Here is a 21,496-nt window from a genome sequence, read left to right on the forward strand (position 1 = left end):
GCATGTCCCTCGCGTTGAGCACACGGGCAGGACAGGCTAAGAGCAACCGCCATTTTGAAAGGCGCGGCGGCAAAAGCAAATGCAGAATCTGGGCACGCGCCTCTTTGCATCCCCATACCTCCTGCTGACCCTGACTTCCCTGTTCTGGGCAGGGAACATCGTGCTTGGCCGCTACGCGGCAGGCCATGTGCCGCCAGTGGCGCTGGCCTTCGTGCGCTGGACCGGCGCGTTCCTGATCGTGATCGTCTTCGCCTGGCCGTTCCTGAAGCGCGACTGGCAGACGATCCGGACCAACATCGGCATCATGTTGCTGCTGACGCTTGCCGGCATCACCATCTACAACAGCCTCGCCTACTGGGGCCTGCAATATACGCAGGCGCTAAACGGACTGCTGATCGCATCCTGCCAGCCGCTGTTGGTCGCGGCGTGGAGCATGATCCTCTATCGCGACCGCCTGACGCTATGGCAGACAATCGGCATCGCGCTCTCACTTTGCGGCGTGTTGGTGGTACTGACGCGCGGCGATTTCACGGTATTGAAGGACGTGCGCTTCAACAGCGGCGACCTCGCCTTCTTCATCGCGCAGATCATCTACGCTTTCTATACGACACTGCTGAAAAGCCGCCCGAAGATCAGCCCGATTTCGTTTCTCGCCTTCACGATGGGCGCCGGCGCGCTGATGCTCTCGCCGGTCTATGCGCTGGAACTCGCTTCCGGCCGCACCTTCCCGCTCGACCTGAAATCGTTCCTGATCCTCGGCTACATCACGATCTTTCCGTCGCTGCTTGCCTATCTGTTCTTCAACCGCGGCGTGGAACTGATTGGCCCGAACCGCTCGGCGCCGTTCTATCACCTGATCCCGGTGTTCGGCTCGGCGATGGCGATCGCATTCCTTGGCGAGCGTCCGGAAATTTTCCACGCCATCGGCTACTCCCTCGTGCTGATCGGAATTTTCATCGGCACGCGCTCATCCCGCCTTCGCCCGAAATGAGAATTGAATAAGCCTGCGCACAAAAGAAGCCCGGCGTAGAAGCCGGGTTTACCCGACTTCTAAATTTAAAATGCCCAAGATTTAAAATGCCCAAGTCGGCCATAGCCGACTTGGGACAGCCGGGCTTTTTCGATTCGTCTGAAGCGATCAGAAGCGCAGCGGCTTCACGCGCTGTACCAGCGGCAGCTTGGTGATCTTCGTGAGCACGTCGTCCGGCGCGGCGCTGTCGATATGCACCAGCGCAATGGCGTCGCCGCCCGGCGCGGTGCGGCCGAAATGCATGGTCGCGATGTTGATGCCCGCGTCGCCCAACGTGGACGCGAAGCGGCCGATGAAGCCTGGCTTGTCCTGGTTGGTGACGTAGATCATCTGCTCTCCGAACTCGGCATCCATGCGGATGCCCTTGATGTTCACGATGCGCGGGCGGCCATCGGCATAGACCGTGCCGGAAATGTCGCGGGTCTGCTTTTCAGTGGTGACCGAGACGGTGATCAGGCTGTCGTAGTCGCCGACCGCTTCGCGCGTGGTCTCTTCGACGATGATGCCCCGCTCTTTCGCAATTGCCGGAGCCGACACGACATTGATGTCGCGCAGGTTCGGGCGCAACAGGCCCGCAATCGCGGCCGAGGTCATGGCCTTGATCTTCATGCCCGCGACCGAGCCGGCATACGTGATCTGCACCTTCTTGATGCCGGTCTCGGTAAGCTGGCCCGCGAACGAACCGAGCTTTTCGGCAAGCTCGATATAGGGCTTCAGCTTCGGCGCTTCTTCCGCCGTGATCGACGGGAAGTTCACCGCGTTCGAGATCGCGCCGCGAATGAGGTAGTCCGACATCTGCTCCGCGACTTGCAGCGCGACGTTCTCCTGCGCTTCGGAAGTCGAAGCGCCGAGATGCGGCGTGCAGACCACGTTCGGATGGCCAAACAGCGGATTTTCCGTCGCCGGCTCCACCGAATAGACGTCGAAGCCCGCACCCGCGACATGGCCGCTGTCGAGCGCCGCAGCGAGCGCTTTCTCGTCGACGAGGCCGCCGCGTGCGCAGTTGATGATGCGCACGCCCTTCTTGGTCTTCGCGAGCGCCGCCGCGTCGAGAATGTTGCGGGTCTTGTCGGTCAGCGGCGTGTGGAAAGTGATGAAGTCGGCGCGGGCGAGCAGCTCGTCGTACTCGACCTTCTCGACGCCGAGGTCGAGTGCGCGTTCCGGGGAGAGGAACGGATCGAACGCGACCACCTTCATGCGCAGGCCGAGGGCGCGGTCGGCGACGATGGAGCCGATGTTGCCGCAGCCGATGATGCCGAGCGTCTTCGCCGTGATTTCGACGCCGTTGAAGCGGTTCTTTTCCCACTTGCCCGCCTGCGTGGAAGCGTCGGCGGCCGGAATCTGCCGCGCGACCGCGAACATCAGCGCAATCGCGTGCTCGGCGGTGGTGATCGAGTTGCCGAACGGCGTGTTCATCACGATCACGCCCTTGGCGGTCGCGGCCGGGATTTCGACGTTATCGACGCCGATGCCCGCGCGGCCCACGACTTTGAGCTTCTTCGCGGCTTCCAGCACCTTCGAAGTCACCTTGGTCGCGGAGCGGATGGCGATGCCGTCATAGTCGCCGATGATCTTGATGAGTTCGTCGCGCTCGAGGCCGGTCTTCACGTCGGTCTCGACGCCGCGATCCTTGAAGATCTGCACGGCGGTCGGGGAAAGCTTGTCTGCAATGAGAACGCGGGGTGCCATCACGGGCCTCCAGCTATGTGAGAAGGAAAATTGGGGAAGGAATAGCGAGGCGGCTTACGCCGCCTTCGCCTGAGCAGCCTTAGCCTGCGCGAAGGCCCAGTCGAGCCATGGCGTCAGCGCCTCGAGGTCGGAAGCCTCGATGGTCGCGCCGGTCCAGATGCGAAGGCCCGGAGGGGCGTCGCGATAGTGGCCGATGTCGAGCGCGACGTTTTCCTTCTCAAGCAGAGAAGCGAGCGATTTCGCGAACGCATTCTGTGCGTCGGCAGGCAGCGCCTTGATCGCGGGATCGACCACTTCGAAACACACGGAAGTGTTCGAGCGCTCGGCTTCGTTCTTGGCGAGAAAAGCGACCCACGGGGTCTTCGCGACCCAGTTCGCGAGCACCGCGAAGTTCTTGTCGGCGCGCGCCTGCAAGCCTTTCAGCGAGCCGACCGACTTCGCCCATTCCAGCGCATCGACGTAGTCCTCGACCGCAAGCATCGACGGCGTGTTGATGGTCTCGCCCTCGAAGATGCCGCCGATCAGCTTGCCGCCTTTGGTCATGCGGAAGATCTTCGGCATCGGCCATGCGGGGGTGTGGCTTTCTAGCCGTTCGACCGCGCGCGGGCTGAGGATCAGCATGCCGTGCGCGGCTTCGCCGCCGAGCACTTTCTGCCAGCTATAGGTGACGACATCGAGCTTCGCGAAGTCGAGGTTCTGCGCGAACGCGGCGGAAGTCGCGTCGCAAATGGTCAGGCCTTCGCGATTCGCAGGAATCCAGTCGGCATTCGGGACGCGCACGCCGGAAGTGGTGCCGTTCCACGTGAAGATCACGTCGTTCTTGAAATCGACTTTCGCGAGATCGGGCAGCTCGCCATAGGGCGCCTTGGTGACCTTCGCGTCTTTGAGTTTGAGCTGCTTCACGACGTCGGTCGCCCAGCCTTCGCCGAACGATTCCCAGGTCAGCACTTCGACGCCGCGTGCACCGAGCAGCGACCACAGCACCATTTCGACGGCGCCAGTGTCGGAAGCCGGCACGATGCCGATCTTGTAGTCAGCGGGCACGCCAAGCACTTCGCGCGTGAGTTCGATCGCGTATTTCAAACGCGCCTTACCCGGCTTCGAACGGTGCGAGCGGCCGACTAGAGCTTTTTCGAGGTTTTGAAGTTTCCACCCCGGGCGCTTGGCGCAGGGGCCGGACGAAAAATGGTTTACGCGCGGGCGCGCGGTAGGCTGTGTCGTCATGACCTATCCTTCCAGATAGAAGCCCCTCGTTGGGGAGGGGTGTCCCGCCGCCGCAGATACCAGAGTTTGCTGGCCGGTCAAGTGCGCTGCAGCAAAGCAGCTATCAACTTTTTGCCGCAGCCCGCGCGCCAGCAGAAACCGGCACGGAAAAGAAAAAGGCCGCGATCCCCTTACGGATCGCGGCCAGTTGCGCGAGAGCCTAATCGCGCCGGGGGTAACTCAGTCGATCAGGTAGCGAAAGCCAACCCGGAATTCGTGCGCGGTGATGTTGTCGCTGGAATACGGGTTGGCCTGAAAGCCGCCGAGATCGAGATAGCGATAGTTGAAATCGAACGAGAGGTTCGGCGAGACGTGATAGGCCGCGCCCGCGGTCGCGTTCCACGCGAAGTTCCAGACGCTGCCGCCCGGAAACGCGGTGACCACGTTGAGCGGCGTCGTCGTCTGATAGCCGCCGGTCGAGAGATACGCCGCGCCGACGCCGGCGCCGACATAGGGCGTAATTCCCCACCAGGTGCCCATATCGACATAGCCGTTCACGAGCAGCGTCATGCTGCGCAGGTTGGTCGTATCGTTCGTAATGCCGCCGAGACCCGGACCACCGCACGGATCGGCGCAAGTGTTGTTGCCGCGGAACGTGCTCTTGAAAGCGTAGTCGTAGGTGATGTCGCCGCGCAGCCAGTCGTTGAACTTGTAACCGACGCCAAGGCCGAACGCCGCCGCGTCTTTCAGCGAAGTATTGGTGAGCGCCTGCGTGCCATCGGTGACCGACGGGCTGTCGTACTGGCGATAGGAGAAGTCCCCGCGCAGATACCAGTTCGAACCGAACTCGACCCACGGCATCTGCGGCGCGCGGATGATCTGCGGCAGCTCCGGCATGTCGGCAGCGTGCGCACCGGGCGCGAACGCGGCGAAGAAAAGAGCGGCGGCGATCAGAAATTTTTTCATGGCGTACTCACTGGGCTTGCCGCGGCGGACGCCCCGCCGCGATTACTGGAACGTGAGCAGGATTATGAAATTGTTAGGGTTAACATTCGGATAAGCGCCGCCTTCCGCGCGAATAAAAAAATGACCGGCAAAAAGAAAAACGGCGCGGCGGTTTCCCGTCGCGCCGTTTTGTTTTCTTCGCTCCGCGATCAGAAGCGGCGGATCAGCGGCTGCACGATCTCCTGCGGCTGGTAGCCGGTGGCGAAGGTGTAGCGGATGCCGAGCTTCAGATCGTGCGAGTCGATGCCCTTGAAGTGCATCGGGTTGTAGATCGTATTGGTGCCGTCGAAGGCGATGATGTCGCCGCTCTGGCCGTCGCCGAGATAGGTGTAGCGATAGGCCAGTTCCACGGTGAAGTTCTTGGTCACTTCATAGGCAAGGCCCGCGTGCAGCGCCCAGGCGAAATTCCACGTGTAGCCGGAGTCCGCGTAGGCGAGCGTCGGCGCAATGCCGTTGGTGCCCATATCGCGGAAGCTGTGGATGCCGATGCGGCTGAAGCCGAGACCCGCGCCGACGAATGGGGTTACGCCATACCAGGTCCCCATGTCGGCGTAGATGTTGGCGAGGAACAGCCACTCGGATTTCTTCGCCGTGTAATTGTTGAAGCGCGGACCCGGGTTTGGGTCTGGCGCAATCGCGGTCCAGAGATCCAGACCGTGGAAGCCGGTTTCGCCGCGATATTCACCGGTGATGTCGAAACGCAGCCAGCTATTCCACTTGTAGCCGACGCCGATGCCGAACACCGAACCGGCCTCGAAATTGCGGTCAATGACGCGCAGGTCGTTCGTGGTTGCAAACAGCGCGTTATCGAGGCGGCTGACCGCCTGGTTGGTCATGCCGATATCGCCGCGAATGTACCAGCCGCCGAACTCTTCGATCACGGGCGGCGGAGGCGGCGGCGGCATCACGCAATGCGGCGGCGGGGGCGGACCATAGGGGTTATGCGGCGGGCACGGCTGCGGCACGTCGGCCGCGAGCGCGCCGCTCATGCCGAAGGCGCTTGCGCTGATTACTGCGAGCGCGAGTTTCTTTACGCTGCCCATCTCACTCAATCCTTTTTCATGGCGTGAGCGGAATCGAACGCGCGCTCTCGCCTACAACTACTGACGAGGATGAGTTTCGCAGCGACTGTTTAAAGACGGCTTAACCTTAACTCTTAACCGCGAATTTTAATCGCACACTCGCGCGCTACCCGACACACGAATGAAATCAACGCTTCGCGGTCGATTGCGTTAACGCGCGTTAGGAAAGAGATTGAGAACGGTTAAGGAAGAGATTTCCGGCAAGTTAACGCGCGAAAAAATCGCCATAAAAAACTGCGCCGCCCGGAGGCGGCGCGGAAACTTCGCGAAGGAAATAATTCTTACGCGGCCGCCTTGCTCAGCGCGGCGACGATCACGTCGACGACTTCCTCGACCAGCGCGCGGTCGTCGCCCTCCGCCATTACGCGGATCACGGGCTCGGTGCCGGACGGGCGGATGACGAGGCGGCCCGCCTTGCCGAGGCGGCGCTTGGCGGCATCGATCACGTTGCTCACCGACGCATTCTCCAGCGGCTTGCCGGAGGCATAACGCACGTTCTTCATGACCTGCGGCAGCGGCTCGAAGCGATGGCAGACTTCCGAAACCGGGCGGCCCGATTTCTTCACCATCGCCAGCACCTGTAGCGCCGCAACCAGCCCGTCGCCGGTGGTCGCATAGTCGGACAGGATGATGTGACCGGAAGGCTCGCCGCCGACATTGTAGCCAGTCTCGCGCATCTTCTCGAGCACGTAACGGTCGCCGACCGGTGTGCGCACGAAACCGATGCCGAGTTCCTCGAAATAGCGCTCCAGACCGAGGTTCGACATCACGGTTGCAACCACGCCGTCCTTCGCGAGCAGACCCTCGGCGCGGAAACGCTCCGCGATCAGCGCCAGCAACTGGTCGCCGTCTACGACATGACCCTTCTCGTCGATGATGACCACGCGGTCGGCGTCGCCATCGAGCGCAATGCCGATGTCGGCGCGCATCTCGCGCACCTTCTGCGCCAGCGTTTCCGGCGCGGTGGAGCCGACGTCGCGGTTGATGTTGAAGCCATCCGGCTCGACGCCGATGGAAATGACTTCCGCACCCAGTTCCCACAGGCCCGCGGGCGCGACCTTGTAGGCTGCTCCGTTGGCGCAGTCGATCACAACGCGCATGCCTTCGAGCGAGAGATTGCGCGGCAGCGTGCGCTTGGCGAATTCGATGTAGCGGTCCTGCACGCCGTCGATGCGCTTGGCACGGCCGAGCTTGGCCGGGTCCGAAAGCCGCTTCGAGATATCGGAGGCCATCAGCGCCTCGATCTCGTCCTCGATCGCGTCGGAGAGCTTGTAGCCGTCCGGCCCGAACAGCTTGATGCCATTATCGTCGAATGGATTATGCGAGGCCGAGATCATCACGCCGAGGTCGGCGCGCATGGAGCGCGTCAGCATGGCGACCGCGGGCGTCGGCATCGGGCCGAGCAGGAATACATCCATGCCGACCGAAGTGAAGCCCGCGACAAGCGCATTCTCGATCATGTAGCCGGAAAGGCGTGTGTCCTTGCCGATCACGACGCGGTTGCGGTGATCGCCGTTCTGGAACATCAGCCCGGCAGACTGGCCGACCTTGAGCGCCAGTTCGGGCGTGATCACCTTGTTCGCACGGCCGCGAATGCCGTCGGTGCCGAAATGCTTTCGTGCCATGAACCCTGACCGTTACGGGTCTCCGCCCGCGGCGACGGCATACCGCCATGCCGCCCCGGACGCCAGCCGCAGCCTTTTCCCTTGTCTTCAAAATTTGTGAGGGATGTTAACGCGCGACCATGGAAAGGCGCGTTAACGGGCGAAAGCAGCCCTAGCCGCCTCTTTGCCATGCCGGTGGCGTCCCGATGAGAATCGGGCCGTATGCCAGCGCAAAACCGCCGAATGCCGAGATCCATGCCAGGGCGGAGAGATGCAAGAGCGCAACCTCGCCATTGAAGGTCACGGCGATTCGGGACAAGGCGGCGATCGCAGCAAGCACATAGATCGCCTGCGTCGCTCTCGAAGCGGCAAGCGCCCGTCCGGTATGGCCAAGACTCGCGCGCGTCATCACCGCAAGCGTCATCATCCCCGCCGCGCCGGCGGTCCATGCATGAATTCCCGCGCTAGGCGGCACCGCGAAAGAAAGCGCGGTGAGTCCGTTCAGCAGAAAACCGAGCGGGACGAAAAAATAAGCCGCATGCAGCACCAGAACCAACGGATTGGAAAACGTGCGGTCACCCGCCCAGCGCGCGAGGCGAACAAAGTGCAACACGGCGGCGGCAACCATCAGCCAGCCAGCAACGGCCTGGGTGGGAGCCGCAATCCATCCGCCGAGCGCAAGCGCTGCACACGCAATGGCCAGCGCATCGAAGCGCGAGAACGGGCGCGGCAGGCGGCCGGGATTGTTCTGTGTAAGCCAGTTGTGCGTGAAGCTCGGCACGATGCGGCCACCGATCAGGATAATCAACAAGATCACGGCCGCGATTGCGATACGCACGCCGTAATACGCATTGCCTGCCGTGAGCACCTCGAAATGGAAGACCGCGTTTCCGGTAATGAACACAGCGACGACCAACAGCACGCGGAGATTGCGCCAATTGCTTCCGGCAATGATCTCGCGCGCCGCCACGACGAACAACGCGAGGAGAAAACCCATATCGATCACCGCCGCGGCAAACGTACCGGCAACCGGAGGCGCGATCATCGCAACCCTTCCGGCAAGCCATACCAGCGCCAATGCAGCCAGCGGCTTGCCGTTGACCGGAAGCCTGCCCGTCCAGTTCGGAATCGCCGTGAGCAGGAAACCCGCTATGGAGGCCGCGACATAGCCGTAGAGCATTTCGTGGATGTGCCAGTCGAGCGGACTCACTCGCTCCGGCAATGCGACGATCCCGGCATGAACCGGAATCCAGATCGCGACCGAAATCGCCGCCCAAACCCCGGCGGCAAGAAAGAACGGACGAAACCCGGCCGACAGCAGGGCGGGACCGGCATAATCGCGGCGGCGGGACAACGCGGCGGGAATGGACATGAAAGCACTCCGGCAACACGCCTTTGTGCCTCCGCGTGCAGTCACGCGCTTTGATCGAGATCATGTCCGCGGACACCGCTCAAAAGAAAACGCCCGCCGTTGCATAACGGCGGGCGCTTTGTGTTCGTCAGAGCATAATCACGCTTGCGGCTGTGGCTCCATGCCACCCGTGCCAGCGGCCCCGCCCGGCCGCGGACGCTTGCCGGTCGGCACGGCGTTCGAGCGCGGCGCAGGCGCTTCCGGCTCGCCGCGCACCGGCGGATTGCCCTTGAGCAGATCCTTGATCTCGTCGCCGGAGAGCGTCTCGTATTCGATGAGACCCTTGGCCAGCGTTTCGAGATCGGCGCGCTTCGTGCTGAGAATCTCCTGTGCCTCGACATAACCAGCCTCGACCAGACGCCGCACTTCCGAGTCGATCTTCTGCGCGGTCGACTCCGAGATGTTCTGCGTGCGCGATACCGAGTGACCGAGGAACACTTCTTCCTGGTTCTCGCCATACGCAACGGTGCCGAGTTCCTTCGAGAAGCCCCAGCGCGTGACCATCATGCGCGCAAGCCGGGTGGCCTGCTCGATGTCGGACTGCGCGCCGGACGTGACCTTGTCGTGGCCGAAGATCATTTCCTCGGCGACGCGGCCGCCCATCATGATGGCGAGGCGCGAGGTCATCTGCTCGTAGCTCATAGAAAGCTTATCGCGTTCGGGAAGCTGCATGACCATGCCGAGCGCACGGCCGCGCGGGATCACGGTCGCCTTGTGGACCGGATCGGTAGCCTTCACATTCAGCGCGACGATGGCGTGGCCGCCTTCGTGATAGGCGGTGAGCAGTTTCTCGTCCTCGGTCATGACGAGCGAGCGGCGTTCCGCGCCCATCATCACCTTGTCCTTCGCGTCTTCGAATTCGTGCTGCGTGACCATGCGCTTGTTGCGGCGCGCGGCCATGAGCGCCGCTTCGTTGACGAGGTTCGCGAGATCGGCACCCGAAAATCCCGGGGTGCCGCGCGCAACCGTTTTCAGGTTCACGTCGGGTGCGACCGGCACCTTGCGGACATGCACCTTCAAAATCTGCTCGCGGCCGGTGACATCCGGGTTCGGCACCACGACCTGACGGTCGAAGCGGCCCGGACGCAGAAGCGCCGGATCGAGCACGTCGGGACGGTTGGTGGCGGCGATCAGGATGATGCCTTCGTTCGCCTCGAAGCCGTCCATCTCGACCAGCAACTGGTTCAGCGTCTGTTCGCGCTCGTCGTTACCGCCGCCGAGGCCTGCACCGCGATGACGGCCGACCGCGTCGATTTCGTCGATGAAGATGATGCACGGCGCGTTTTTCTTCGCCTGCTCGAACATGTCGCGCACGCGCGACGCGCCGACGCCGACGAACATTTCGACGAAGTCGGAGCCGGAGATCGTGAAGAACGGCACATTGGCTTCACCCGCGACCGCGCGTGCGATCAGCGTCTTGCCGGTACCCGGAGGGCCGACCAGCAACACGCCGCGCGGGATGCGCCCGCCGAGTCGCTGGAACTTGCCGGGGTCGCGCAGGAACTCGACGATCTCTTCGAGATCGGATTTCGCTTCGTCCACGCCGGCAACGTCTTCGAAGGTTACGCGGCCATGTGCTTCGGTGAGCATCTTCGCGCGCGACTTACCGAAACCCATCGCCTTGCCGCCCGCGCCCTGCATCTGGCGAGAGAGGAAAATCCACACGCCGATCAGCGCGATGAAAGGCAGCCACGAAATCAGGAGCGAAATAAACCAAGGCACCTGCTCGCCCTGCGGCTTCGCGGTGATCGCGACGTTCTTGCCGTAGAGGCGCTGGATCAGCGACGGGTCGTTCGGTGCATAAGTCTGGAACTGGCGGCCGTCGGTAAAGGTGCCGGTGATCTCGTGGCCCTGAATGACCACGTCGCGCACCTTGCCCGCGTCCACCTCGGTCAGCAGTTGCGAGAACGAGATGTCGTTCGTGACCTGACGCTGGTTGGGGCTTTGGAACAGCGAGAACAACGCGAGCAGCAAAAGAACAATGATCACCCAGAGGGCGAAATTCCGCAGATTCGCGTTCATCGCTGACCTTTCGCGAGGCCCGGAGGGCCTGAAACCGTGACGTAAATAGCTTCCGGACCGGATTAGAGCCGGTTTACGTTCGAATGTAGGCGCGACCCCCCGCCTTGCCAAGGGAACGGGCGCCGAAAACCGCCGGATACTAAACGCCTAAATCCTTCGCAGCCTTCACTTTTCTGGCAGGTGCGGCGGTGATGCGCAGCTCCGTGTCGGAAAGCTCGACAAGCGCCCCGGCCAGCGTGCGCTTCACCCCCTCGCGCGCGCCATGCGCAAGCACCAGCGCGGGATGGAGATTTTCGACCTTCGCGAGTTCCGACGGACCCTCGGTGCCGCGGCGGTCGATCTCGCCGCGCAGAACGCGCACCGCGATTTCATCCGGAAGCGCGAAGAACCCGGCCGCATCAAACGTGCCGTCCCCCTGCCCGCGCGAAAGATCCGCAACTGCCGCATCGGCCGCGCTGCGCAGCGCCTTCTCCGCGCGCAGCATTCGCTTCGCGAGCAATGCGAGCTTTGCGGAGTCGATGCCCTCCCGCGCCAGTACCGGCGCAATCTTGCGTAACCGCGCGCGGAGATACTTGTCGTCGCGGTTGGTCGGGTCGCTCGCGAATGGGATGCGCGCCTTTTTCAGTGTCGCCACCAGCCGCGATTTCGGCAGATCGAGAAACGGGCGCACCAGCAGAAGATTTTTTCCGCGCGTGCGCTTGCGCCGGATCCCCGCAAGGCCACCGATGCCGGAGCCGCGCGCAATCCGGTGCAGCACCGTCTCCGCCTGATCGTCGCGGGTATGCGCAGTCGTGAGCGCGTCCGCGCCGATGGCTTCAGCATGCGTCACGAACAACGCGTAGCGCGCCTCACGCGCCGCTTCCTGCAAGCCAGTGATCGGTTTCTTCCCGGTCCAGCGCAGCGTGGCGTGCGGGATGTTCAGTTTTGCTGCGAGTTTCGCGACCGCTTTCGCTTCCCTCGCCGAAGCGGCGCGCAAACCATGGTCGATGGTGGCGGCGCAGAGTTCAGGGCCACGCTTCAGTTTCGCGCGCCAGCGCGCGGCGAGCAGCAGGAGCGCGGTGGAATCCGGCCCGCCGGATACGGCGAGCAGGAGTTTTTTCACACCGGAAAAGTCATCGAAGATCGCGGACAGTTCACTGTCCGCGATGGGTGTCTTGTCAGCAACCGAGCCGCTTCTGCTCATCCTCGACGTTCTTCTTCACCTGGGCCGAAGCCTTCGGATACTTGGAAGACACGGCGCCGAGCGAAGCGCAAGCCGCTTCCTTCTTGTTCAGCAGCGCGAGCGACTGACCGAGGCGCAGCAGCGCATCCGGCGCGCGCTGGCTATTCGGATACTTGTTGTAGATGTCGAGGAAGACTTCCGCCGCATCGTTGTATTTCTTCTGCGCGAACAGGCTCTCGCCGAGCCAGTAGGTCGCCTGCGGCACGTTGCGGTCGCCCTGATGGCGGTCGAGGAAGCCGCGGAACGACTGCTCCGCCAGCGCGTAATCGCGGCGCAGGATGTAGCCGTAGGCAAGATCGTATTCGTCCTTCGGGCTTCCCGACGGCGGTAACACCGCCTGCGGTCCCACATTCGGCTGGTTCGGATTGCCACCCGGCGGCGGCAGATCCTGCGGATCGTTGCGGTCGTTCGGCGACAACACCATCGGACCTTGCGGACCCTGCTGCCGCTGTTGCTGCTGCTTCACCTGACCGAGATTGCGCGGCGCTCCCGGCGCATTCGGATTCGCATCGGGATCGAATACATCGTTGCGCCCGCGCGGACCTTGTGGCGGCGGAACGTCCTGCTGCACCTGCGGCGGCGGTGCCTGCTGGGTGAGCGGCGGGATGTTGCGTTGCTGCTGCTGTTTCTGGAGCTGCGTGCGCGGCGGCTGGTTATCGCCCTGCGACAATCCTTCGAGCGCACGGCGCAATTGATCGTTCTGGTACTGTAACTGCTCGACCTGCCCAGTGAGCTGACGCAGCGAATTTTCGAGGCGCTGGATGCGGCCGAGGAGTTCGCTATCGTCGCCGTTCTCACCCCGTTCGCGGTCGCCACGCATGCCGCCCGGCGGCACCGGCTGCTCGTCCCTGCGCCAGAACTGCGCAAGCTGAATCGGATTGATGCCCGGCGCGTTCTGCGCGGACGCGGGCATGACGAACGTGACTGCGGCGAGCGCCGTAAGACCCCAGCGGAGATAACTCATGATGGAACCTGTGCGTCCGGTTTTTGCCTAAAGTTGGGCCGGGCTGAAACGCGAAACGGCGCCTCCAGGGAGGCGCCGCTTCCGATTTCAATTATGAGCCTTACGATCCCGGCGCGCTGTTGAGCACCGTCACCGCACGGCGGTTCTGAGACCAGCAGGAAATATCGTTACAGACCGCGACCGGGCGCTCCTTACCATAGGAAATGGTCCGCATCCGCTGGGCGGAAATCCCGCGCGAGATCAGGTAGTCGCGCACCGTCTGCGCGCGGCGTGCACCGAGCGCGATGTTGTATTCGCGCGTGCCGCGTTCGTCGGCGTGCCCTTCGACCGTGAAGGAATACTGCGAATATTGCTGCAGCCACTGCACCTGCTTGTCGAGCGTCGCGCGCGCCTGCACGGTCAGGTCGGACTGATCGCTTTCGAAGAATACGCGATCACCCACGTTGACCACGAAATCCTGCACGCTACCCGGAGGTGCGTTCGTCTGATTCTGGTTATTCGGATCGGTGACCTGGTTGGTCGAACAAGCCGCCGCCGCCAACGCTACTGCGATCAAAGCCGCAAAACGCGCGCCGCGCACGAGCTGCATCGCACCCGTCATGCCGGTTACTCCCTTATGGTCCCTAACGACCGGAAAATGCCCCCGGTCAAATTCACCCTCACCTCGCGAATATTCCATCAACCTTGACGAAATCTTTGCGGCGCGGTGTGGGCGGGCGTTCCGTGAAAATACGAGTCGAATACCGCGGAACGTGGTTAGCCGGGGGTTAACGCGGAACTTTCACCGCGTCAGCAAGCGCCCTCACGAAAGCGGCGGCGACCAGGCCGGATCGGAGGCATAGGCCGGGGTCGGAACTTTCAGCTCGTTGTAGCCGGTGAGATCGACCGTGAAGAGCGACGGGCCGGCATTGCCGCCCGGATCGCGGAAGAACATCAGCACGCGGCCGTTCGGCGCCCAGGTCGGGCCTTCGTTGTGGAAGCCTTCGGTGAGGATGCGCTCGCCGGTGCCGTCGGTGCGCATGACGCCGATGGAGAACGAGCCGCTGCCCTGCTTGGTGAAAGCGATCACGTCGCCGCGTGGCGACCATACCGGCGTCGAGAAGCGCCCGCCGTCGGCGGGAGAAATGCGCCGCTGGTTCGAGCCGTCGGCGTTCATCACGTAGAGCTGCTGCGAACCGCCGCGGTCGGATTCGAACACGATCTGCTTTCCGTCCGGCGAGAACGACGGCGCGGTGTCGATGGCCGCCGTATCGGTGAGCCGCTGCGTGCGGCGGGTGCGCAGGTCCATCAGGAAGATGCTCGACGCAGCGCCCTGTTGCAGGCTCATCACCACGCGCTGGCCGTCCGGCGAGAAACGCGGCGCGAACGACATGTTGGGGAAGTTGCCGACCACTTCGCGCTGCCCGGTTTCGATGTTGAACAACACGACGCGCGGATTCTCGCGGCCATAGGCCATGTAGACGATTTCCTGCGAAGTCGGGCTGAAGCGCGGCGTCAGCACCAGTTCCTCGCCACGCGTGAGATAACGCACGTTCGCGCCGTCTTGATCCATGATCGCGAGGCGCTTCACGCGGCGATCCTTCGGGCCGGTCTCGTCCACGTAAACGATACGCGTATCGAAATATCCCCTCTCGCCGGTGAGGCGTTGATAGATCAGGTCGGAGATGATGTGCGCGATGCGCCGCCAGTTTTCCGGCTGCGTGATGAACTGCTTGCCGTCGAGATACTTGCTGCCGGTCACGTCCCACAGCCGGAACGCGGTCTCGTAGCGGCCGTCGCCGGAGCGGCGCACGCGGCCCGTGACCAGCGTTTGCGCGTTGATCACGCGCCAGTCTTGAAAGCGCGGCTGCTGATCGATGTCGGCGATGCGCTCGATGAAGGCCGCTGGATCGACCGGCGCGAACAGACCGGAACGGCGCAGGTTGTTGGTGATGACGCCACTGATGTTGCGCGCCATGTCGTTGTCGCCGCCACCGACGAACTCGGTGATCGCAATCGGCAGCGGCTGGATCGTGCCCTTGGTGATTTCGATGCGTGTCTGCGCAAGCGCGCCCGCGCCGGTGAGCGAAGCCGCAGCGGCGCCACCGGCGGAGAGCAACAGGTTTCGGCGGGAAATCTCGAAGGTCATGCGAGGCAAGTCCTGTCTATTCCGAAAGTCGTTAAACCGTTATCAGCCGCGGGTGGTTTCCGGCGGCACGAAATCGATGATCATGTCGCGCCAGACATTATACTTCTCCGGGCGCAACATTTTATAGGGCGCGCAGGCATTCACGGCGCGCAGCGCGGTTTCCGCCGTGGTGGCGAAGGCCGGACCCACGCCGCGGTTCAGCACCTGCGGCTGCGCCGACAGCGAGCCGTCCAGCTTCAGCTGCACGCGCAACTGCACCACCGCGCGCTCCATGTTGCCGACACCGGGCAACAGGTTCCAGCACTTCTCCAGATGCCGCGTGAAGGCGATCAGCTCGTCCATCGAAAGCTGGTTCGAGTCGCCGGTCTTGGTGCCGAGCGTCGCGTTGGTCTTCTTCTCGCCGGTGATCTGCTTGCGCGTCGGATCGCGCCGGTCGATCAAGTTTGCGATCTCGTCGGGATCGAACTTGCGCTTCGTCTTGATGTCGAGCGGCTTTGTCTTCGCGACCTTCTTCTCTTCCTTCTTCGGCTCTTCTTTCTTTTTGACTTCTTCCTTCTTCGGTTGCGGCTTCGCATCCGGAGACGGCGCCGGGTCGGGCTTCTTTTCTTCCTGCTTTTCGGGAGTCTTCTCGGCCTGTTCCTGCGCCTTCGGAGGCGGCGGAGTTGCCTTCAGATCTTTTTTGTCGACGGGAGCGTCGATCAACTGCTTGATCGGATCGCTCGGCTGAACCTTGTCCACCTTGGTCACCGGTTCCAGCATCTTTTCAGGTGCCTTCTTCACGCCGACCTTGGTCTTGGTGACGTCGGAGACGAGATCGATGGGTAGCGACTCGACCGGCTGCGCTTCGCGCGGCTTCACGCTGGAAAACTGGATCAATCCCCACGCCAGCAGAAGGGCGTGAAAGGCGGTGGAGATCGTCAGACCGGGACGCACGGGAGGCTTAGTTTCCCTCGACTTCGGTGACGAGCGCGACCTTGCGGTAGCCCGCCGCCTGCAAGCGCCCCATCACCTTCATCACCGTCCCGTAATCCACCTTCTTGTCGCCGCGCACGAAGATGCGTTCGTCCTGCCCCTGCTTGGCGATGACCTTCAGCTTCTCGACCAGTTCCTCGATCTTCACTTCCGTGTTCTGGAGGAAGACTTGGCCCTTGTCGTTGACCGAAAGCGTCAGCGGCTCGCGATCCTGCTCGACCGAGCGCGCCTGCGTCTGCGGCAGGTCGATCGGCACGCCGACGGTGAGCAGCGGCGCCGCGATCATGAAGATGATCAGCAACACCAGCATCACGTCGACCAGCGGGGTCACGTTGATTTCGGCCATCACGCCGCGGCCGCGCACGCGCGACGAACGCCGGCTGATTCCGCCTGAAGAACTTCCTGCGCCCATATTGGTGCCCGTACCCTATTGGCCTATGACTGCTCGTCGACCTGACGCGAAAGGATTGCCGAGAATTCGTCGGCGAAGCCTTCCATGCGCTGCGCCTGACGGTTCACCTCGGAAATGAACTTGTTATAGAAAATCGTCGCCGGTATGGCGGCGACAAGGCCGATGGCGGTGGCGAACAGCGCCTCCGCGATACCCGGCGCAACCACGGCGAGGCTGGTGTTTTTCGAGGCGGCGATCGACTGGAAGCTGGTCATGATGCCCCAGACCGTGCCGAACAGGCCGATGAAGGGACCGGCCGAGCCGACGGTCGCCAGCACCAGCAGCCGGCGCTCAAGGCGGTCCACTTCCCGTGTGATCGTGACGTTCATCACCTTGTCGATGCGCTGAGTCAGGCTCGCGACCGCGCGCCCGCCGCCCTCGTAGGTGCGCTTCCACTCGCGCATCGCGGCGACGAACAGCGCGGGCATTGCGTGCACCGGCTTGGCGGAGAGATTGCGGTAGAGGTCCTCGAGGCTGTTGCCCGACCAGAACGCTTCCTCGAAGCGGTCCATCTGCTTGCGCGTGCGCGCGTAGAGGATCGTCTTGTCGATGACGATAGCCCAGACCCAGATCGAGGAAACCAGCAGGCCGATCATCACGAACTTGACGACCAGATGCGCCTGCCAGAACAGCGCCCACAGCGAGAGATCGGCGGCCGGCGGCGGCGCGTTCTGCTGGATCACTTCCGGCGCGGGCACCGCCGTTTGCGCGAACATATCCGGCTGAAAATGGGAAACCCAAAGCCAGAGATCGTTGATCGTCCCTTGCAGCACGTCGAACATTGCAATTCCTTTTGCGTTCCGGTCCTAACGCCAGCCGGCGCCGCGAAAGCGGGAGGCAGAAATCGGGAGCGTCGGAAGTTTCGCGAACCTCAGGACCGGCAATTCGGCTCGCCCTGAACCCGTCCCCGGATAAGCCCGTCAATACGGCGTCGAATCTGTCCAAACTGGGGCACCCCCAGCCGGGGCATTCCTATAACAGAATGGCTTATGGGGTTAACGAAACGTTAGCGGCGGCAAAGCGGCGCGGCAGTCAGCGCTGGTGCGCGCTCATGTGCGTTCCCATGGCCTTCCGGAGCGCCTCCGGTATCCGCCGGGCGCGTCCGCCCGACACGAAAGCAGCCTTCACCATCGCTTCCAGCAGCAATTCTTCGCCGCGGAAGACTTCCTGCTTCATGGTCAGCGACGCACCCGCAACCTCCGCGGGCGAGGTCTTGATGGTCAGCACGTCGTCCATGTGGGCAGGCTTGAGATATTCGATGTTCATCGAGCGCACGACGAAGGCGAAGCCCGGCACTTCCTGATTCGCTTCCTCGAACAACGCGCGGTGATCGACGCCGAGCAGGCGCAGAAAATCCGTGCGCCCGCGTTCCATGAAGCGCAGGTAGCTTGCGTGATAGACCACGCCGGAGAAATCCGTGTCCTCGTAATAGACGCGCACCGCCATCATGTGCGCGCCGTCCACGATACGCCCGGCCAGATCGGGCCAGCTTTTCGGAGTTTTCATTCATCGCCCTGATCGAACAGCGGCATCTGCGAAGCATCCCGCTTTGGCTCCGTCAACCCAAGATGCTTGTAGGCATGCGCGGTCATCATGCGCCCGCGCGGCGTGCGCTGCACGAAGCCACGCTGGATGAGAAACGGCTCGATGATGTCTTCGAGCGCGTCGCGCGGCTCAGACAACGCGGCGGAGAGCGTCTCGATCCCGACCGGACCGCCACCATAGTGATCCGAGATGATGCGCAGGTAACGCCGGTCCATCGCGTCGAGACCGGCGGCATCGACTTCAAGTTGCACGAGCGCCTTGTCGGCGGCCTTCGCGTCTATCTTCGTCACCTTATCCACGGACGCGAAATCGCGGACGCGCTTGAGCAGCCGCCCCGCGATGCGCGGCGTACCGCGCGCGCGCTGCGCGATCTCGCGCGCACCGTCCGCGTTCATGCCGATGCCGAGCACCCGCGCGCCGCGCTCGACGATGGTCTGCAATTCGTCCACTTCGTAGAAACCGAGCCGCACCGGAATCCCGAAGCGGTCGCGCAGCGGCGTGGTGAGCAGGCCGGAGCGCGTGGTCGCGCCGACCAGCGTGAACTTCGCCAGTTCGATCTTCACCGAGCGCGCGGCCGGCCCTTCGCCGATGATGAGGTCGAGCTGGAAATCCTCCATCGCGGGATAAAGCACTTCCTCGATCGCCGGATTGAGCCGGTGGATTTCGTCGATGAACAAGACGTCGCGATCTTCGAGATTGGTGAGCAACGCGGCGAGATCGCCCGCCTTGGCGATCACAGGCCCGGAGGTTGCGCGGAAGTTCACGCCGAGTTCGCGCGCGACGATCTGCGCAAGCGTGGTCTTGCCGAGGCCCGGCGGACCGACGAGCAGCACATGGTCGAGCGCTTCCTTCCGCGTCTTCGCCGCTTCGATGAATACGGAAAGATTGGAGCGCGCCTGTTGCTGCCCGATGAAATCGGCAAGCCGCTGCGGACGCAGATGTGCGTCTGCGGAATCGTTGTCGCGTTGTTCTGCGGAGACGAGACGCGAGTTCATGACGATTTCAAGCCCCGGCCAATGATGCGGCTGCAAAGCAGGATGCTCAGCACCGAACCCGCGACAATCGCGAATGGCAGGATTCTCGCGTTCGACAGCAGAAGCCCCCGCACCGGGATTTCCGAAACTTCAGGCCACAGCGGCGTGTAGGCGATCAGAAAGGTGAAGGCCGCGGCAGTGAGAACGCCAACCGCGACGCCCACCGCAATGTTGAACGCAAGCGAATGGGGGCCGCTTTTGCGCTCCTTCAACCCGACGATCACGCCGCTGAGCAATGCAGGCAGCAAACCGAAGGCGTAAAAATAAAACACCGCGAAAGGAATGCCGATCAACGCGAAAAGAGGGAACGACAGGGCGGTGCCATACCACGTCGAGCGCGAACCGGACGCGGACCCGAGCACATCCGCGAGCACGACAAGATAAGGCAGCAGGCCGCCGAAGAATGGTCCGAGCAGCACGAAAACCACGAGCGTCCGAAAAATACCCAGCTTGCGGGCTGGCGTAGCCGTTTCGCCGTTCATGGTGTCACCGGATTCTTTTTGCGGAATCTCCGCCACGACATCGTGGAGGCGAACACCATCGCAAGGACATCCGCGGTAGCGGCATCCCAGCCCGTACGCGGGAAAAATTCCAGCCCCCGCGACTCAATCCAGCTTTTAAGCAGGTAGCCGAGCGCACCGAATACCGCGCCAAGAATTACAGGACCGACGAAGCTGACCCGGTCGTTATTCCGATTCCACGCTGCGACCGCAAAGCCGCAGGCAATCAGGAGCGGCAATGCAACCACGGTCGACAACACCCACGCCGGCGAGAAGATCAAGATGGCGTAGATGCCGCCGAAGAATGCGCCGACCGTGTAGCCGAAGAACCCGAGATCGCTCCGCCCAACCAGCACTCCCGCATAAAAAATTACAAGAATTGCAAGGATCTGAACGAGCGCGAAGAATAAAGTGCCCCACAACAAATAAGTCAGCACCGTTTTTCGCGTCAGATTCACCGGCGGTGTAGTGATGGGAGCGCTCATCGCGCCAGCTCCTTCAAGCCCAGACGAATGAGTGTCTCCACCGGCGCGTTTTCTTCGGATGCGCGCACCGCCGCAGCGACCGCCGCACTCGCCTGGATTTCCCCGTAGCCGAGATGAACCAGCGCGGAGACGGCATCCGCTACCGGCTGCGGCGCGCGGCGCTCGTTCAGGTCGCCCTGCAACTGCACGACCGAAGGATCGACCGTCGCAAACGCGGGCGCTTTATCTTTCAGTTCGGCAACGATGCGCGCGGCCAGCTTCGGCCCGACGCCTTGCGTACGCGACACCGCGGTCTTGTCGCCGAGCGCAATTGCATTCGCGAGTTCGGAAGGCTTCAGCGTCGAGAGCACGGCCAGCGCCACCTTCGCGCCGACGCCCTGCACGCTCTGTAAAATGCGAAACCACTCGCGCTCCATATCGTTCGTGAAGCCGAACAGCTTGATTTCCTGCTCGCGCACATGCGTCTCGATGGAAATGCTCGCAGCCTCGCCCTGTGGCGGAAGCGATTGCAGCGTGCGCGCCGAGCAATGCACGACATAGCCAACGCCCTGCACGTCGATCAGCACATGGTCTTCGCCGTAGCTGTCGATGATGCCCTTGAGCTTGCCGATCATCACACGCCTCCCGCGATGCGGCTCATCAGGTCGGCGGAGGTTCGATGATGCGCGTGGCAAATGGCGATGGCGAGTGCGTCCGCCGCGTCGTCGGTTTTAGGATCGGCTTTCGGCATCAGCACGCGCAGCATCATGCGGATCTGCGATTTTTCCGCGCGCCCCGCGCCGACGATAGTTTTCTTGATCAGGTTCGGCGCGTATTCCGCGACCGTCAGCCCCGCCTGCGCGGGCGCGAGCATCGCGATGCCGCGCGCCTGTCCGAGTTTCAGCGCCGCGCGCGGATCGGCGTTGACGAACGTCTCTTCCACCGCCGCCTCGTCGGGGCGGTGCTGCGCGATCACTTCGCAAAGCCCGCAATGAATCGCGGCGAGCCGTTCGGCAAGCGTCTGGCGCTCGTCGGAGTTCACCGAGCCGCAGGCGACGTAACCGAGCTTGTTGCCTTCGCAAACGATCACGCCCCAGCCGGTACGCCGCAGGCCGGGGTCGATGCCGAGTATGCGATTCGCGCGCGTCATCTCCGCTTTGGATAGCCTTG

At 62.9% G+C, this 21,496-nt stretch carries 21 protein-coding genes; 1 reads left to right on the forward strand and 20 read right to left on the reverse strand.

What is annotated here, in order from left to right:
* The first annotated feature begins 79 nt into the window (after positions 1-79).
* Positions 80-991, forward strand: coding sequence for a DMT family transporter (locus KF794_12230; GenBank protein ID QYK44530.1), 912 nt, complete (start codon positions 80-82; stop codon positions 989-991).
* Positions 992-1,138: 147 nt separating this feature from the next.
* On the opposite strand, the gene serA is transcribed toward KF794_12230, so the two are convergent.
* The 20 genes from serA to ruvC form a co-directional block, all read right to left on the reverse strand.
* The gene (serA, locus tag KF794_12235; protein QYK44531.1) at positions 1,139-2,722 is read right to left on the reverse strand and encodes a phosphoglycerate dehydrogenase; all 1,584 of its coding nucleotides are present in this window, start codon (positions 2,720-2,722) and stop codon (positions 1,139-1,141) included.
* A 51-nt stretch (positions 2,723-2,773) separates the two neighbouring features.
* A complete protein-coding gene (locus KF794_12240) occupies positions 2,774-3,943 on the reverse strand; it encodes a phosphoserine transaminase (protein ID QYK44532.1) in 1,170 nt (389 codons plus the stop codon).
* A gap of 219 nt (positions 3,944-4,162) precedes the next feature.
* Positions 4,163-4,888 (reverse strand): porin family protein, encoded by a 726-nt coding sequence (locus tag KF794_12245; protein ID QYK44533.1) that lies wholly within the window; start codon positions 4,886-4,888, stop codon positions 4,163-4,165.
* A gap of 188 nt (positions 4,889-5,076) precedes the next feature.
* Positions 5,077-5,970, reverse strand: a complete 894-nt coding sequence (locus KF794_12250; GenBank protein QYK44534.1) for a porin family protein — start codon at positions 5,968-5,970, stop codon at positions 5,077-5,079.
* A gap of 320 nt (positions 5,971-6,290) precedes the next feature.
* Positions 6,291-7,634 carry a phosphoglucosamine mutase gene (locus KF794_12255; GenBank protein QYK44535.1) on the reverse strand — a complete coding sequence of 448 codons (1,344 nt, stop codon included), beginning with the start codon at positions 7,632-7,634 and terminating at the stop codon, positions 6,291-6,293.
* Positions 7,635-7,785: 151 nt separating this feature from the next.
* Positions 7,786-8,985, reverse strand: a complete 1,200-nt coding sequence (locus tag KF794_12260; protein QYK44536.1) for an NnrS family protein — start codon at positions 8,983-8,985, stop codon at positions 7,786-7,788.
* A 138-nt stretch (positions 8,986-9,123) separates the two neighbouring features.
* Positions 9,124-11,046 (reverse strand): ATP-dependent zinc metalloprotease FtsH, encoded by a 1,923-nt coding sequence (gene ftsH / locus KF794_12265; protein ID QYK44537.1) that lies wholly within the window; start codon positions 11,044-11,046, stop codon positions 9,124-9,126.
* A 139-nt stretch (positions 11,047-11,185) separates the two neighbouring features.
* Complete coding sequence (gene tilS / locus KF794_12270) at positions 11,186-12,229, reverse strand: tRNA lysidine(34) synthetase TilS (protein ID QYK44538.1); 1,044 nt, start codon at positions 12,227-12,229, stop codon at positions 11,186-11,188.
* Positions 12,204-13,088, reverse strand: a complete 885-nt coding sequence (gene ybgF, locus KF794_12275; GenBank protein QYK46694.1) for a tol-pal system protein YbgF — start codon at positions 13,086-13,088, stop codon at positions 12,204-12,206. Before ybgF ends, tilS begins: the two co-directional genes overlap by 26 nt.
* A gap of 244 nt (positions 13,089-13,332) precedes the next feature.
* Complete coding sequence (gene pal, locus KF794_12280; GenBank protein QYK44539.1) at positions 13,333-13,833, reverse strand: peptidoglycan-associated lipoprotein Pal; 501 nt, start codon at positions 13,831-13,833, stop codon at positions 13,333-13,335.
* Between the two features lie 201 nt (positions 13,834-14,034).
* On the reverse strand, positions 14,035-15,360 hold the full coding sequence (tolB, locus tag KF794_12285) for a Tol-Pal system protein TolB (protein QYK44540.1): 1,326 nt from the start codon (positions 15,358-15,360) through the stop codon (positions 14,035-14,037).
* Positions 15,361-15,402: 42 nt separating this feature from the next.
* Positions 15,403-16,293 carry a hypothetical protein gene (locus tag KF794_12290; protein QYK44541.1) on the reverse strand — a complete coding sequence of 297 codons (891 nt, stop codon included), beginning with the start codon at positions 16,291-16,293 and terminating at the stop codon, positions 15,403-15,405.
* Between the two features lie 7 nt (positions 16,294-16,300).
* Positions 16,301-16,744: a protein TolR gene (gene tolR, locus KF794_12295; GenBank protein ID QYK44542.1), complete on the reverse strand. Its 444-nt coding sequence runs from the start codon at positions 16,742-16,744 to the stop codon at positions 16,301-16,303.
* Between the two features lie 23 nt (positions 16,745-16,767).
* The gene (gene tolQ / locus KF794_12300) at positions 16,768-17,499 is read right to left on the reverse strand and encodes a protein TolQ (GenBank protein QYK46695.1); all 732 of its coding nucleotides are present in this window, start codon (positions 17,497-17,499) and stop codon (positions 16,768-16,770) included.
* Positions 17,500-17,815: 316 nt separating this feature from the next.
* On the reverse strand, positions 17,816-18,289 hold the full coding sequence (ybgC, locus tag KF794_12305; protein ID QYK44543.1) for a tol-pal system-associated acyl-CoA thioesterase: 474 nt from the start codon (positions 18,287-18,289) through the stop codon (positions 17,816-17,818).
* Positions 18,286-19,323 (reverse strand): Holliday junction branch migration DNA helicase RuvB, encoded by a 1,038-nt coding sequence (ruvB, locus tag KF794_12310; protein QYK44544.1) that lies wholly within the window; start codon positions 19,321-19,323, stop codon positions 18,286-18,288. Before ruvB ends, ybgC begins: the two co-directional genes overlap by 4 nt.
* Positions 19,320-19,844 (reverse strand): hypothetical protein, encoded by a 525-nt coding sequence (locus KF794_12315; GenBank protein QYK44545.1) that lies wholly within the window; start codon positions 19,842-19,844, stop codon positions 19,320-19,322. Before KF794_12315 ends, ruvB begins: the two co-directional genes overlap by 4 nt.
* On the reverse strand, positions 19,841-20,347 hold the full coding sequence (locus KF794_12320) for a hypothetical protein (protein ID QYK44546.1): 507 nt from the start codon (positions 20,345-20,347) through the stop codon (positions 19,841-19,843). Before KF794_12320 ends, KF794_12315 begins: the two co-directional genes overlap by 4 nt.
* Entirely contained in the window at positions 20,344-20,961 is a 618-nt protein-coding gene (gene ruvA / locus KF794_12325; GenBank protein ID QYK44547.1) for a Holliday junction branch migration protein RuvA, read from the reverse strand. The genes KF794_12320 and ruvA overlap by 4 nt, the downstream gene beginning before the upstream one ends.
* On the reverse strand, positions 20,961-21,476 hold the full coding sequence (gene ruvC, locus KF794_12330) for a crossover junction endodeoxyribonuclease RuvC (GenBank protein QYK44548.1): 516 nt from the start codon (positions 21,474-21,476) through the stop codon (positions 20,961-20,963). The genes ruvA and ruvC overlap by 1 nt, the downstream gene beginning before the upstream one ends.
* Positions 21,477-21,496: the final 20 nt, after the last annotated feature.

The sequence above is a fragment of the Xanthobacteraceae bacterium genome, from assembly GCA_019454205.1.
Classification (GTDB): domain Bacteria; phylum Pseudomonadota; class Alphaproteobacteria; order Rhizobiales; family Xanthobacteraceae.